At 47.5% G+C, this 14,326-nt stretch carries 10 protein-coding genes and 2 pseudogenes; 5 read left to right on the top strand and 7 right to left on the bottom strand.

Features of this window, described 5'->3' with window-relative positions; translation table 11 throughout:
* Window positions 1-100: 100 nt before the first annotated feature.
* The 4 genes and pseudogenes from trxB to DW083_RS14040 all read right to left on the bottom strand — a co-directional run bounded on the left by trxB (window position 101) and on the right by DW083_RS14040 (window position 5,842).
* On the bottom strand, window positions 101-1,054 hold the full coding sequence (gene trxB / locus DW083_RS14025) for a thioredoxin-disulfide reductase (protein WP_122332793.1): 954 nt from the start codon (window positions 1,052-1,054) through the stop codon (window positions 101-103).
* Between the two features lie 36 nt (window positions 1,055-1,090).
* Entirely contained in the window at window positions 1,091-1,732 is a 642-nt protein-coding gene (locus DW083_RS14030; RefSeq protein ID WP_370039178.1) for an outer membrane lipoprotein carrier protein LolA, read from the bottom strand.
* A gap of 27 nt (window positions 1,733-1,759) precedes the next feature.
* A pseudogene (locus tag DW083_RS14035) lies at window positions 1,760-4,227 on the bottom strand (DNA translocase FtsK 4TM domain-containing protein).
* Between the two features lie 49 nt (window positions 4,228-4,276).
* Window positions 4,277-5,842, bottom strand: coding sequence for an ATP-binding protein (locus DW083_RS14040; RefSeq protein ID WP_122332795.1), 1,566 nt, complete (start codon window positions 5,840-5,842; stop codon window positions 4,277-4,279).
* A 203-nt stretch (window positions 5,843-6,045) separates the two neighbouring features.
* Between DW083_RS14040 and DW083_RS14045 the strand changes: the two genes are divergently transcribed.
* From DW083_RS14045 to mdh, 4 genes are all read left to right on the top strand, one after another.
* Complete coding sequence (locus DW083_RS14045; protein ID WP_122332796.1) at window positions 6,046-6,594, top strand: DUF5063 domain-containing protein; 549 nt, start codon at window positions 6,046-6,048, stop codon at window positions 6,592-6,594.
* A complete protein-coding gene (locus tag DW083_RS14050; RefSeq protein ID WP_115499520.1) occupies window positions 6,591-7,172 on the top strand; it encodes a 3'-5' exonuclease in 582 nt (193 codons plus the stop codon). The genes DW083_RS14045 and DW083_RS14050 overlap by 4 nt, the downstream gene beginning before the upstream one ends.
* A complete protein-coding gene (locus DW083_RS14055) occupies window positions 7,173-8,357 on the top strand; it encodes a class I SAM-dependent rRNA methyltransferase (RefSeq protein ID WP_115499519.1) in 1,185 nt (394 codons plus the stop codon).
* Between the two features lie 145 nt (window positions 8,358-8,502).
* The gene (mdh, locus tag DW083_RS14060) at window positions 8,503-9,444 is read left to right on the top strand and encodes a malate dehydrogenase (protein WP_115499518.1); all 942 of its coding nucleotides are present in this window, start codon (window positions 8,503-8,505) and stop codon (window positions 9,442-9,444) included.
* 125 nt (window positions 9,445-9,569) lie between these two features.
* Here mdh and DW083_RS14065 read toward each other — a convergent pair whose 3' ends face one another.
* Window positions 9,570-10,310: a DUF1080 domain-containing protein gene (locus DW083_RS14065; RefSeq protein ID WP_122332797.1), complete on the bottom strand. Its 741-nt coding sequence runs from the start codon at window positions 10,308-10,310 to the stop codon at window positions 9,570-9,572.
* A 55-nt stretch (window positions 10,311-10,365) separates the two neighbouring features.
* Window positions 10,366-11,907 (bottom strand): tannase/feruloyl esterase family alpha/beta hydrolase, encoded by a 1,542-nt coding sequence (locus tag DW083_RS14070; RefSeq protein WP_199659181.1) that lies wholly within the window; start codon window positions 11,905-11,907, stop codon window positions 10,366-10,368.
* A gap of 69 nt (window positions 11,908-11,976) precedes the next feature.
* On the opposite strand from DW083_RS14070, the gene DW083_RS14075 reads away from it, so the two are divergent.
* The gene (locus DW083_RS14075) at window positions 11,977-13,095 is read left to right on the top strand and encodes a glycoside hydrolase family 43 protein (protein WP_122332798.1); all 1,119 of its coding nucleotides are present in this window, start codon (window positions 11,977-11,979) and stop codon (window positions 13,093-13,095) included.
* 445 nt (window positions 13,096-13,540) lie between these two features.
* Here DW083_RS14075 and lpxA read toward each other — a convergent pair.
* A pseudogene (gene lpxA, locus DW083_RS14080) lies at window positions 13,541-14,308 on the bottom strand (acyl-ACP--UDP-N-acetylglucosamine O-acyltransferase).
* Between the last annotated feature and the right edge of the window lie 18 nt (window positions 14,309-14,326).

The following is a 14,326-nucleotide window of genomic DNA, read 5'->3' on the forward strand; positions in this document are numbered from 1 at the left end:
TGAGATCTGCCGGGCTTACAGCCCTAAGACAACGTCGCTATTTGGGCGGTTCGCGAACCGCCCCTACGAGGCCGTTATATTTGCATCGCTAAATCATCATTTATTTCCCGTGCTCCGACAAATAGCGTTCCGCCTCGATTGCAGCGGCGCAACCACTGCCGGCAGCCGTAATGGCCTGGCGATAATGCGGGTCGGCAACGTCACCGGCGGCAAATACGCCCGGGACTTTTGTTTTCGGCGTACCCGGAATTGTCTTGATATAGCCCACTTCGTCCGTTTCGATCCAGGGCTTGAAGATCTCGGCATTCGGCTTATGTCCGATAGCTAAGAAGAAACCGTCGATGGCGATGTCTACCTTTTCTTCATCCGGTTCGCCCATGCGTTTCACCAGGTGTGCGCCTTCGACGCCATCCTCGCCAAACAAGCCGACGGTGTTATGTTCGAACAGCACCGTAATGTTCGGGGCGTTCAATACGCGTTCCTGCATCACTTTCGAAGCACGCAAATACGGCTTGCGGACGATCAGATAAACCTGCTTTGCCAGGCTGGCCAGATAAAGAGCCTCTTCGCAGGCCGTATCTCCGCCTCCCACGACAGCCACCACTTTCTTGCGGTAGAAGAAACCGTCACAAGTAGCACAGGCAGACACGCCCATGCCTGCATATTTCTGTTCATCCGGCAATCCTAAATATTTGGCGGTCGCTCCGGTAGCAATAATCAATGTTTCCGTCTCAATCACTTTCTCACCGTCGATCGTCACTTTATAAGGAGCGGCCGACAAGTCTGTCGCCGTAGCAATACCGATGCGGATATCCGCCCCAAAGCGGGCAGCCTGTTGTTTCAGGTCTTCCATCAGTTCCGTACCGGTCACACCTTCCGGATAACCGGGGAAATTCTCGACTTCGGTTGTAGTGGTAAGCTGTCCGCCCGGCTGGATGCCTTCGTAAAGGACAGGAGACAGATTAGCACGTGAAGCATATATAGCCGCCGTATAGCCGGCAGGGCCGGAACCGATAATCAGGCAGCGAACCTTTTCATTCTGATTTGTATTCATCTCGTATTTTTTAATTTTTAATTCTTAACTCTTAATTTACCGAAGGTCTACGATCTCTGCATCAGGATAGTCTTTTTCGTTAAAAACAAAAAAAGAATCCGGTTGGTTTACTCCCGTTTCCATTTTGCCGATACGGATCGTATTGCTGAGTCCGTTCTTGGCGAATACGGCGATCGAAGCGGGAAGGCCGGAAAACTTCTCGATCTGGAGTTCTACTCTTATGATATCGCTTTTCTTTTTAGGCGTCAATTCGATATCATAGGCAGCCTTGCCGTTCGGGGCGGTACTTTCTCCTTTTAGCGTAGCAGAAAAGCCTTTCTTATAGGAACGGAGCAGCAACGCAGGATTTGTCGTCTGCAACTCCTCTCCCGTCGGTGTCGACACATTCACTTCTTCATTGCGCTCGACATACGACCATTGTGTCGTCCCGTCGAACCAGGTAATCATATCCGGGGTTTTCAACACGAATTTATCGCCTTTGATATCGATTGTCCCGTCAAAGCTCTCCGATACTTTTTGCACATCCGAGCGCGTCTGCATCGTAAAATAGGCTTTCAAACCATTCGAATTCTCGTAAGCGGAAGCCGCTTTATCCAGGATAGACGTGGCGTTCTGCGCCCCGCCCTCCAAGTTGAATCCGAGCAGAAGACACAACAGCAGAACGGATAGTCGAGTTATTTTCAATTTATAATTCATTTATCATTTTCACTTTAACGAATTCAACAACTGTTCCAGGCTGTATTCATCCGGAATCAATACCTGGCGTGCCTTGCTTCCTTCAAAAGGACCGACAATGCCGGCTGCTTCCAACTGGTCCATCAGACGGCCGGCACGGTTGTAGCCGATTGCAAACTTACGCTGGATAAGCGAAGTCGAACCTTGTTGCTGGATCACGATCAGGCGGGCCGCCTCGTCAAAGAGCGGATCGCGGTCAGACAGATCCACCGTTCCGGCAATCGAAGAATCGCCTCCTTCTCCAACATATTCCGGCAACAGGTAAGCAGTCGGATAAGCCACCTGCTCTCCGATATGTTCCACGATATCTTCCACTTCCGGCGTATCGACAAATGCACACTGCACACGCGTCGGCTCACTACTTCCGGTAATCAGGATCAACATATCGCCTTTACCGATCAGGCGGTTTGCGCCTTGTGCATCCAAAATCGTGCGGGAGTCGACTTGCGACATCACCTTAAAGGCGATACGACTCGGGAAATTACTCTTGATCGTACCGGTGATCACCTTCGTATCCGGACGTTGCGTTGCTAAGATCATGTGAATACCGACGGCACGGGCTTTAGCCGCGATACGGGAAATAGGCATTTCGATTTCGCGACCGGAAGTAGCGATCAGGTCGGCAAACTCGTCGACTATCGCCACGATATACGGAAGGAAACGATGTCCCTTTTCCGGATTCAGGCGGCGGGAGATAAACTTCTCATTATATTCCTTGATGTTACGTGCCGAAGCGCTCACCAGCAACTCATAACGGTTCTCCATCTCGATCACCAACGAGTTCAAGGTTGCCACCGCGTCTTCCGGCTCCGTCACAATCGGTTTGTCGGCATTCGGCAACTTGGCTAAGTAATGCCGTTCGATCTTCGAATAGATACTAAATTCCACCCGTTTCGGGTCGATCATCACGAACTTCAGTTCGGCCGGATGCTTCCTATATAATAAAGAAGTGATGATTGCATTCAGACCGACAGATTTACCCTGCCCGGTCGCACCTGCCACCAACAAGTGGGGCGTTTTGCAAAGGTCGAACATAAAGACTTCGTTGATAATCGTCCTTCCGATCGCCACAGGCAGGTCGTACGTGCACTCCTGGAATTTGCGGGAAGCGACAACAGACTGCATCGAGACGGTCTGCGGCTTATTGTTCGGCACTTCAATACCGATCGTTCCTTTGCCCGGCATCGGAGCGATAATACGAATCTGCAAGGCGGAAAGGCTCAGCGCGATATCGTCTTCGAGGTTTTTGATCTTGGAAATACGCACGCCGGCTTCCGGCACGATCTCGTAGAGCGTCACTGTCGGTCCGACCGTTGCCTTGATAGAAGCAATACGGATGCCGAAATCTTCCAACGTCTGCTTAATCATCTGCTGGTTGGCGTCGAGTTCCTCACGGTTGACTTCCACATTGCCGGAGTCGTAGAATTTCAGCAAATCGAGCGGGGGGAACACATAACGAGACAAATCCAAGCGCGGGTCATATTTGCCTAACTCCGCCTGGTCGCACATTTCTTCTTCGCCGTCGGGTATCTCCACTTCAAAGTCGACATTCTTCTCACCTTCTGCGGTTTTCGGAGCGTCCTCTTCCTCTTTTGCTATTGTATATTCAAATTCGTTTTCTTCTGCCGCTTTCCGGATTTCAGCTTCCGTATCGAAAACGTATTCATCCGGCTCAGCAGTTGTTTCATTCACCGGTCTGCGAGGCGTGATTACCGGTTCTCTCACCGGCTGTTCTTCCGGCAACGTTTCGTTTTCAGGTTCGTCTTCCGTTTCCGGTGTTTCTTTCTCCTTCCGTTTCAAGCTGTTCTTAAGCCATCCGAAAGAAAAGACATTTTGCAGGAACGGAATCGTACGCTTACTGGTGAAGATTGCAATGATCAGGAATATGCCGACAAGCAGCAGGATCGTACCCGGTATGCCGATATTATTCATCATCATCTCCGAAAGGTAATAACCGTGCTGGCCTCCCAAATAGATGAAAGTGTCTTCGTATCACTGATAAAGACAAAAGCAAAGAACACCGATCCCCAGATCAGCATCGCGGCACTGAACAGGAAACGTTTCAGCAAGGATACTTTATTCAGGTTCATCAACTTCGCCCCTACCGATCCCAAGAAAAACAAGATCAGAAACGAAGAGATTCCAAACCACCGGTTCATCAGCAAGTCCGCCAGGAAAGCCCCGCGCACGCCCGTCCAGTTATCCACCGATCCCCGGTTTGTGACCAGGTCTGCCAACGGCACATTCTCTATCTTGCTCTGATCCGCCCCTCCGGTAAAGAAGAATGAGATCAATGCCAGACCAACATATATTGTAATAATAGAAATAACCAATCCGGTTATGAAACGGGTGCGTTCATTGGTAAAAAAGTTTTTAACCCTTTTGAATTTACTCTCGCCGTTATTCGTATTTTGTTTTGCAGTTGTCTTCTTTGCCATTACGTATAATTTTACAACGTGCAAATGTACACAGAAAATTTAAAGTTCCCTACGACATTTGTATTTTCCAATCCGCAATATTGCGTTCCTCCTTACTGAAAGAAGCTCCGACCTTCACCAACTGCCTTCCTTCAGATTGATAGGGTATCAGATAGCCTTTTTCATCAATTTGCCGGAGAGCTTCTTCTACAGTTCCATCCAGCTTAAACTCAAACACATAAATATAATCAGCCGTCTTCACAACAGCATCAGCACGTCCTTTTGCGCTTCTCACTTCCACATCGCAGAACTGCCCCATCAGCTTGAATACTATATAAAAAACAACCTGATAATGACGTTCGGTCTTCGCATTCAACTCGTAAGGAAAATCAGCAAAGAAGGCTTGCAGACGATTCATGAAAGCATCGACATTACAAGTTTCCAATTCCTGAACAAACTTCCCCACGTAAAAACCTTTTTCATCATCCGTAACAGCTGTATAAAAAGGAGCAATAAAACTCAGAAAACCATATTTCACTTCTTCATTGGGAAAGCCCAAACGATACAACCGAAACCGATCATCAAACTCCTTAAGCGTCAAGTAACCACTCTGGTAAAGCAACGGAACCGGATTCATTACCTCAACCCTGTATTCAGTAAAAACTGATGACGGTGCTTCCACTCCGTCAATCAATGTTCGCAGGTCATACTCGCTCTTTTTCAATACATCAACAAGGAAAGTCGGTGTCCCCGTCTGAAACCAATAACTGTCGAATCGGCTATATTGCAAGGCATTCAAAACGCTGAAAGGATTAAATATCCCTACCGTATTCTCGCTGAAATGATAGCCGTCATACATACGCTCCAATCTGTCTAGCGCCCCTTCATATGACAAGCTGTTCGTTTCGGCTAAAGCCTTTATTTCGGGTTCGAAATTATTTTTCAATTCTTCAAACGTGATACCACAAATCTGTGAAAACCGTGGCACCATGCTGATATCCGACAACTGGTTCAGATCGCTGAAGACGCTGACGTGCGCAAACTTTGTCACTCCCGTCAGGAAAACAAAACGCAAATACCGGTCTGCACTTTTCAAAACTCCGTAGAAACTTTTCAGCGTATCCCTGTACGCGCCCAAAAGTTCTTCATTGTTCAACGCCTGCAACAAGGGTTTATCATATTCGTCCACCAACACGACGACTTGCATCCCCGTCTTCTCGTTAGCCCGGCGGATCACCCCCATAAAACGAGCCGGAAGCGTCTTTTCATCCTCCCCTTTCCCGTATAGTTCTTCCCATTGCGTCAGGTTGTTGCTCAGGATATATTCCAGTCGTTCCGGACTTGTATATTTTTCAGCATTCAAATCCAGGTGCAAAACCGGATATTGCAACCATTCCGATTCCAGCCGCTCGATAGCCAATCCCTTGAACAGCTCTTTCTTCCCTTCAAAATAGGCTTCAAAGGTAGACAACAACAGACTTTTCCCGAAACGACGCGGACGGCTCAGGAAATAAGGGATCCCCATCGTTGCCATTTCATAGACAAAGGCAGTCTTGTCGACATAGACGAAATCACGCCTGCGAATATTCTCAAAATTCTGTATGCCTATCGGCAGCTTTCTGACTCCAGTTTCCATAAATCGAACGTTTTTGCAAATATACAATTAATCTCTCAGTTTACCGGCCAACAGGCCTTAAAGTATTTACTCCGGCTTAGCAGACAAAAGAGATTTGTATTTTCTATAACCTTAAGGAAATAACTCCCATAATTCCGATTATCGAAATATATTTGTTACTTTTGCAGGTTATAAACGCAAAGGTATCGATTAAGATAATCAGCATGGAAAAAGAAAACAACCCGATATACGAACGCAACACACTGGAATTTGTAACAGTTGCACTGGAATTCTGCACATTCGTCGAGAATGCCGGCGGAAGCGGTCTTTTTGACTTTTTGGACAAAGCGGTCAAGCTATTGCCGCTACTCTATCTGAAAGCCACGCTCCTGCCCGAGGCGGAAGAGGACGAAGATGCAGACCCGGAACTGACTGTTACGGAAGACATGTATGAATCTGTCCGCAACCGGATTGCAGGATTATTGGGAGAAAAGGATTCTTATCTGGAAACTTTCCATCCGGATATGCAATACAGCGATACACCGATAGCCGCCTTTATCTCGGAAAACCTGGCGGATGTTTACCAAGACACGGGCAACTTCATCTCCCTGTTCCGCCAGGGAAACGAAGAGGTGATGCTCGAAGCAATTTCCCTGTGCCGTAACAACTTCCGCGAATTTTGGGGACAACAATTATTAAATGCATTAAAAGCCCTTCATGCCGTGCGATACAGCGAGGAAGAGCCTTTAGAAACCAACGAAGAAGAAGAATGACACAACAATATACACATTCAATAACGAAAGAAGCAATATCCCAGCTTCCCTTAGAGGAGTTTACCGGACGAATCATCGTTATCGACACATTGAGAGATACGGAAAAGGCGGTCAGCTACCTGTCTGAGTTTCCGGCAGTCGGATTCGATACCGAAACCCGTCCCAGCTTTAAGAAAGGACAACGCTACAAGATATCGCTCATGCAGATATCGACAGACGAAGCTTGTTTCCTGTTCCGCCTGAACCGGATCGATATACCGGAAGCGTTAGAAAAATTCCTGGCGAACGAGAGAGTCTTGAAAATCGGACTTTCCCTGCGTGACGACTTCGGAGCGATGCGGAGACGTACGGACATAGAGCCGGCCAATTTCCTGGATTTGCAGAATTATGTAGGACAGTTCGGCATTGAAGACGCCAGCCTGCAAAAGATATACGCCATCCTGTTCAATAAAAAAATATCAAAAGGACAGCGCTTGAGCAACTGGGAAGCCGATGTGCTGACCGAACCGCAACAAAAATATGCAGCCCTTGACGCATGGGCCTGCCTGAAAATATACAACCAATTGAAACAGATATAAATGAAGGAGTGCAAAGTATTTCTCAAACCGAAGAAAGAAGAATCGTTGTTACGTTTCCATCCCTGGGTATTCTCCGGAGCCATCCAGACAATCGAAGGCGAGCCGGAAGAAGGTGACTTGGTAGAAGTATATGGGACAAACGGGCGTTTCTTAGGTATCGGACATTATCAGATAGGCAGTATCGCCGTGCGTATCTTATCATTCAAACAGGTTGCGATCGACGCTGCTTTCTGGGAAGAACGCATCCGCATTGCATACACCCTGCGCCAAACGCTGGGGCTTGCCGGAGTGGAGAACAACAATACGTTCCGTCTGATACACGGCGAGGGAGACAACCTGCCGGGACTGGTCGTCGACATGTATGCCCATACAGCCGTCATGCAGGCACACTCTGTCGGCATGCACTACGCACGTCACCAGATTGCCGAAGCGCTGAAAACCGTCCTGGGAGATTCTTTACAGAATATATATTACAAATCGGAAGCCACACTGCCCTACAAAGCGAACTTAGGTAGTGAAGACGGCTACTTGTACGGAGGCGAAGTGGAGGACATCGCTCTGGAAAACGGACTGAAATTCTGTGTAGACTGGCAGAAAGGCCAGAAAACCGGATTCTTCGTCGATCAGCGCGAAAACCGTTCGTTGCTGGGACATTACTCAAAAGGCCGTTCCGTCTTGAATATGTTCTGCTATACCGGCGGCTTCTCGTTCTATGCCATGCGTGGCGGTGCGAAAGTGGTACATTCGGTCGACAGCTCTGCCAAAGCCATCTCACTGACGAAGAAGAATGTGGAACTGAACTTCCCCGGTGATCCGCGCCATGAAGCTTATGCGGAAGACGCGTTCAAATATCTGGAAAAGATGGGAAGCAACTACGACTTGATTATCCTCGACCCGCCGGCCTTTGCCAAACATAAAAACGTATTGCGCAACGCCCTGCAAGGCTATCGCAAGCTGAACGCCATCGCTTTCGAAAAGATCAAGCCGGGAGGCATCCTGTTCACTTTCTCCTGCTCGCAGGTCGTAAGTAAGGAAAACTTCCGTCTGGCCGTGTTCAGTGCAGCCGCCCAATCCGGCCGCAGCGTCCGTATTCTGCACCAACTGACACAGCCTGCCGATCATCCCGTCAACATTTACCACCCGGAAGGTGAATATCTGAAAGGGCTGGTATTATATGTAGAATAAGGGCGCAGAGCTTTAGCTATATTTAATAAAGGAAGGCACAAAATATATACGGAAATATTTCTTTATTCCGCAATACGTTGTAACTTTGCTCACGCTAAAAAAGATAGAAGTATCATTATAAGTAAAACATATAAAACTTATTATTATGTCTAAAGTAACAGTTGTTGGCGCCGGTAATGTCGGTGCTACTTGCGCAAATGTTCTTGCCTTCAATGAAGTGGCAGACGAAGTTGTAATGCTTGACGTTAAGGAAGGTGTTTCCGAAGGTAAAGCAATGGATATGATGCAGACTGCTCAGCTGCTTGGTTTCGATACCACAGTTACAGGTTGCACAAACGACTACGAAAAAACAGCTAACTCTGACGTTGTTGTCATCACTTCAGGTATTCCCCGTAAACCAGGTATGACTCGCGAAGAACTGATCGGCGTTAACGCTGGTATCGTTAAGAGCGTAGCGCAGAACATCCTGAAATATTCTCCGAACGCAATCTTGGTAGTAATCTCCAACCCGATGGATACAATGACTTACCTGTCATTGAAATCTTTAGGTCTGCCGAAAAACCGTATCATCGGTATGGGCGGTGCACTGGATAGCTCCCGTTTCAAATATTTCCTGTCTCAGGCTTTAGGTTGCAATGCTAACGAAGTTGAAGGCATGGTAATCGGTGGCCACGGTGACACGACTATGATTCCGTTGGCTCGTCTGGCTACTTACAAAGGTATCCCTGTAAGCAAACTGTTGAGCGCTGAAAAACTGCAGGAAGTTGTTGCTTCTACTATGGTTGGCGGTGCTACACTGACAAAACTGTTAGGCACTTCCGCATGGTATGCACCGGGCGCAGCAGGAGCATTCGTTGTTGAGTCCATCATCCACAACCAGAAGAAGATGGTTCCTTGCTCTGTTTATCTGGAAGGCGAATACGGAGAATCTGATCTCTGCATCGGCGTTCCTGTTATCCTGGGTAAGAACGGTATCGAAAAGATCGTTGAACTGGAACTGACAGCAGAAGAAAAAGAACTCTTCGCAAAGAGCGCAGCAGCTGTTCACAAAACAAACGAAGCTTTGAAAGAAGTGGGTGCTCTTTAAATCAGATTAGATTTAATTCTTTATAAAAAAGAGGATAACCCTTCACTGGATTATCCTCTTTTTATTTCATGCCCATGCAATTCAATTTTCATGGGCATGCGATCCAAATTCCATGGGCATGGGATTTATTTCAATTCGCGAATCTTGATGTTACGGAACCAGATAGGATAGCCATGATCCTGCAGACCGATATAACCTTCATGAGCGATACCTTCCTGGAAGCCTTTGAAATCTTTGAATTTACTATTGGCAACCATATCGTCCCATTCTTTTGTCCACAAAGTGTACTCTACGACTTTCTTCCCGTTTTGAGTATGAGTGACTTTTCCGTCTTTCACACGGATCACGATAGTATTCCATTCGCCGGTAGGTTTTACTGTCTTAGGATCAGCAGGCAAGATATCATACAGAGAGCCGGCCAAATGGTTCGCTAACTTGTTATCGTCTGCATCCACATTATCCAACACCTGCACTTCGGGAGCTGCATAATAGATCGGCTGTCCCGGAACTTCGCGTACATAATAGAAAATACCGGAATTACCCTTCGGGCTTGTCTTCCAGTCTACAGAAAGTTCGAAATTCTTATACTTCTTCTCTTTATACAAGATATCGCCATTGTTGCCATGTCCCGGTTTCTTTCCCGGAGCGGTAAAGACTTTCATTGCCTCATCTTCGATCACCCAATTGGAAGGCATTCCGGTGTTGTTGCATTGTCTCCAACCCGTAAAATCCTTCCCGTTAAACAACAAGGTCCAGCCCTGTTTCTTTTCTTTTTCCGTCAACGTATTATTTGCTTTCTGGGCAAAACAGGGAACTGCGGTCGTAATGGCCAAAAGAACTAAAAATGATTTCAACAAATTTTTCATGATACATTCTATTTGATTAGACTTTGAGAATATTAAAACTACACAAAGATATAAATTATTTCAGATATTTTCCTGCCGGAACCGGAACATTTCCTCTCGGATGTGTCGCCCTTTCATAATTCCGGGACTTGGCCGGATCACCACCCTTGTATCGAGGAAAATCCGGATAAGGATACACAGGCCGCTGCATCTCGACCGTACCGTCTTTATACCGGGTGGCGATCATTCGTTCGGGAGCTTCATTCCTTTCAACCCAATCCATGAGTAAAGTCAGGACATCTTGCTCACAGTCAGGATTAGGAGGTGTCGGGAACGATTGTCCGAAATCATTCACTCCGGGACCTCCGCCGCAGTGATTCATGCCGGGAATAATAAAGTAACGGAAGAAATCTTGCGTCTCTTCCAAACTGCCGACCTTTTCGACCACCCGTTCGTAGTAATTGACGGCATCCTGGAAAGGGACGATCGGATCACATGTGCCGGTGTACATAATGATTTTGCCGTTCCTCTTTTTCAGCGGCAGCAGATCAGGGTTATTGGCATTCAATATCGGGGCCAGCATGGAATCGACTTTCTCCATGTCGCGGTCAAAATCGAATTTACGGTAATCGAACTCCTTCCCGAAAGTCCAGATAAAAGGATAAAGCAATCCCTCCACGGCCGATTTTCCCTGAAAGTATTCCAGCCCGGAAGGTTTGTCTTCGCTACCCGGAGGAAAAGGGCAATAGATTCTCTCACCGGTAACCGGGTTTACAGGGCCATTGAGTATCTTTCCCACTATCTCTACCTGCTTTGCAGATAAGAAAGAGCTGAACTCGTTGACATCCGCAACGGCCATTCTCGGGTCGGTCAGAAAGTTATCAGTCGACGCGCCGCCGTCCTTGCCTGCATTCCTGCGTATAACGGTTTCCGTTATTTTTTGTAGCTGCTCCTTGGTGAACATAAGCGACGGATCTTCGTTACACAAAGCATGGCACCACAAAAACATCGCATGAAGGTGCGTCCGGTTGTTGGCAGGCGCTCCGGCCAGTATTCCGTCATAGTCCTCCGGATAGCGCTGCGCCTCGGACAACGCCTGTTGCCCTCCGGTAGAACATCCTTGAAAATAAGAATAGAGAGGTTCCTTTCCATAATATTCCCGGATGAATTTCTTCGCGACCATCGTCATCTCGTGTGTTGCCCGATATCCGAAGTCCTTCCATTTTTCAGGAGAGTCGTAAAGCAGATGGGCGGCAGGCGAAGTTCCCATATCGGTATTGGCGACGGCAAACCCTCTCCTTAAACCGCTTACCAGGGCGCCATAACTGATGCTGCCCGCTCCCCCACCATTTCCGGTTCCCAAGAAGCGTCCGTTCCAATTCTTGGCAGGCAGCCAGACTTCTATCCTGATATTGGATTCGGGGACAGGATGCGAAACGACAGCAATACGCCGGAACGCAGGCAGTCCGGTTATTTCTTTTTGGGAATAGGGTTCCTTAAATGTACCGCCGGTAATATCTTCCATAGAAGTAATGACTTGCGCCGAACCGGGGACGATACACAGGACAACAAGAATGAGCACTAAAAACAATCGGTCTGAATAAGTATTTCTCAACATAATACGTAGTTTTTCCTTTTCACACAAAGATAAAGAAAAAATCCTTATATTTGTACATAATAAATTGATATGAAAGAAATTATAATTACGTATTGTCTCGCTCTGACCTCTTTGTACTGTTACTCACAAACACAAACAGGCGGGATACGTCCCAGTGAAATATGGCCGGACGACAAGGGCGTCCATGTGAATGCCCACGGTGGAGGCATGCTTTATGCCGAAGGTACTTATTATTGGTTCGGCGAGTTTAAGAGTGATACGACCAGTGTTGCCCTCGATGGCGTGACCTGCTATTCTTCCCGCGACCTGGTTCACTGGAAGAACGAAGGTATTGCAATGCCGGTCATGCCGGTCGGTTCTTACAGCGACATCGAAAGTGGCTGCATCCTGGAACGGCCGAAAGTCGTTTACAATAAAAAGACAAATAAATACGTTATGTGGTTCCATCTGGAACTGAAAGGGAAAGGATATGCTGCCGCCCGTGTCGGTGTCGCCGTAAGCGATAAGGTGACAGGTCCTTACCGTTTCGTCCATTCCTATCGTCCTTGTGCCGGATTCTGGCCGGAGAATATGCCGGAAGAATATCGTTTCCTGCAAGTAAAGGCTGATGATTTTAAGGAATGGTGGACGCCCGAATGGCGTAAAGCCGTGGAAGAAGGACTGTTCGTCCGCCGGGATATGGAAGGCGGCCAGATGTCGCGCGACATGACCATTTATGTCGATGACGACGGAAAAGCCTACCATATCTATTCGTCGGAAGAAAACCTGACGCTGCAGATCGCCGAGCTGACCGACGATTACCAGAGCCATACCGGACGATACATCCGCATTTTTCCGGGCGGGCATAACGAGGCTCCTGCCATCTTCAAGAAAGACGGAACTTATTTCATGATCACCTCCGGTTGTACGGGTTGGGCTCCGAATGAAGCCCGCATGTTCTCCGCCCCTTCCATCTGGGGACCATGGAAACAGCATCCGAACCCATGCCAGGGAGAAGATGCCGAGCTGACCTTCCATTCGCAAAGCACGTTTATCTTCCCGATAGCCGGTAAAAAAGACGCCTTTGTCTTTATGGCCGATCGCTGGACACCGAAGCATCCCTCCGATGCCCGTTATATCTGGCTTCCGATCCTGTTCGAGAACGGATTGCCTGTATTGAGGTGGATGGACACATGGACACCGGAATAAACCTGTTCCCAGGTTTATTCGTTTTTGGCAAATAATGAACCAATAACGGATAAACATCGGTCCTCTATTGCATGTTACGGCTGTATTCTTTGCATGTCACAACTGTCTTCCTTCTATGTTACGGTTGGATTTCTTTTGTTTCACGGCTGTGACATGAATAGCGGGTAGGTACGGAGGGGGCACACATTCCGCATCGTTCATTCTATCTGCCGGGTGATTCATTCCTTTACGGCACTATAACCCCATGAAGGACTGCAATACCATTCCGCAGGCGATCTTGACGAGTCAGGACCTTCACGCTTGCTTATACAGATACAGTTGTAAGAAGTTTTGAATCAAAAAAGCAGACCTCGTAGTGGCAGTTCACGAACCGCCTCTACGAGGTCTGTTTACTTTATATTTGTCAAGAAGCGAACTTGTTCACTCTCTTGAATATAAAACATATTTATTTGATAATACCCAACTTAGACTCACCGATAAAATCAATGATATGCTGGATATCTTCGCTCATCGGAACCTGGTCCTTGATCATTAGCAAGGCATCGAAGATACTCGTATTGCCCTAGTAAATGATACGGTAGGCATGGCTGATGTGCTTGATTACCTTTTCACTTACACCTTCGTGCAAAAGGATCACGGAGTTGACACCGTAATAGGTTGTCGGTTCCTGTGCGGCCACGATATAAGGAGGCACATCCTTGCGGAAGCGGCAACCGGTCTGCGTCATCGACCATTTCCCGACGCGGCATCCCTGGCTGACCAGGACATTCCCGCCGAAAATAACATAATCTTCAATCATGCAGTTACCAGAAATCTTGCTGCCATAACCGAATACGCTATGGTTTCCGATATGCGTGTCGTGGGAGACATGAACACCTTCGTGCAGGAAGTTACCGTTGCCGATAACCGTCTTGCCTTCGGCAGTCGTGGCGCGGTTGATCACCACGTTTTCACGGATCACATTGTCATCGCCTATCTCAACGATCGTATCACCTCCTTTATATTGGAAATCCTGCGGTTCGGCAGCGATCACGGCACCGTTAAAGACACGGTTCCGTTTTCCCATACGCGTACCGCTCATGATACTGGCATGCGGCATAATTTCGCAGTCATCGCCTATTACCACGTTCTTATCGATATATGCAAACGGATGAACGGTTACGTTCGCTCCTAATTTTGCACTTGCATCTACATAAGCTAACGGACTAATCATAATAATTCGAATTTAAAA

It is taken from the genome of Parabacteroides sp. AF48-14 (genome assembly GCF_003477465.1).
In the GTDB taxonomy this organism is placed as follows: Bacteria; Bacteroidota; Bacteroidia; order Bacteroidales; family Tannerellaceae; genus Parabacteroides; species Parabacteroides acidifaciens.

Bases quoted from the DNA above. Each gene is read 5' to 3' on its own strand.
- trxB (WP_122332793.1), bottom strand. From the start codon at position 1,054: ATGAATACAAATCAGAATGAAAAGGTTCGCTGCCTGATTATCGGTTCC.
- DW083_RS14040 (WP_122332795.1), bottom strand. From the start codon at position 5,842: ATGGAAACTGGAGTCAGAAAGCTGCCGATAGGCATACAGAATTTTGAG.
- DW083_RS14070 (WP_199659181.1), bottom strand. From the start codon at position 11,907: ATGTTGAGAAATACTTATTCAGACCGATTGTTTTTAGTGCTCATTCTT.
- DW083_RS14055 (WP_115499519.1), top strand. From the start codon at position 7,173: ATGAAGGAGTGCAAAGTATTTCTCAAACCGAAGAAAGAAGAATCGTTG.
- DW083_RS14065 (WP_122332797.1), bottom strand. From the start codon at position 10,310: ATGAAAAATTTGTTGAAATCATTTTTAGTTCTTTTGGCCATTACGACC.
- DW083_RS14045 (WP_122332796.1), top strand. From the start codon at position 6,046: ATGGAAAAAGAAAACAACCCGATATACGAACGCAACACACTGGAATTT.
- mdh (WP_115499518.1), top strand. From the start codon at position 8,503: ATGTCTAAAGTAACAGTTGTTGGCGCCGGTAATGTCGGTGCTACTTGC.
- DW083_RS14050 (WP_115499520.1), top strand. From the start codon at position 6,591: ATGACACAACAATATACACATTCAATAACGAAAGAAGCAATATCCCAG.
- DW083_RS14075 (WP_122332798.1), top strand. From the start codon at position 11,977: ATGAAAGAAATTATAATTACGTATTGTCTCGCTCTGACCTCTTTGTAC.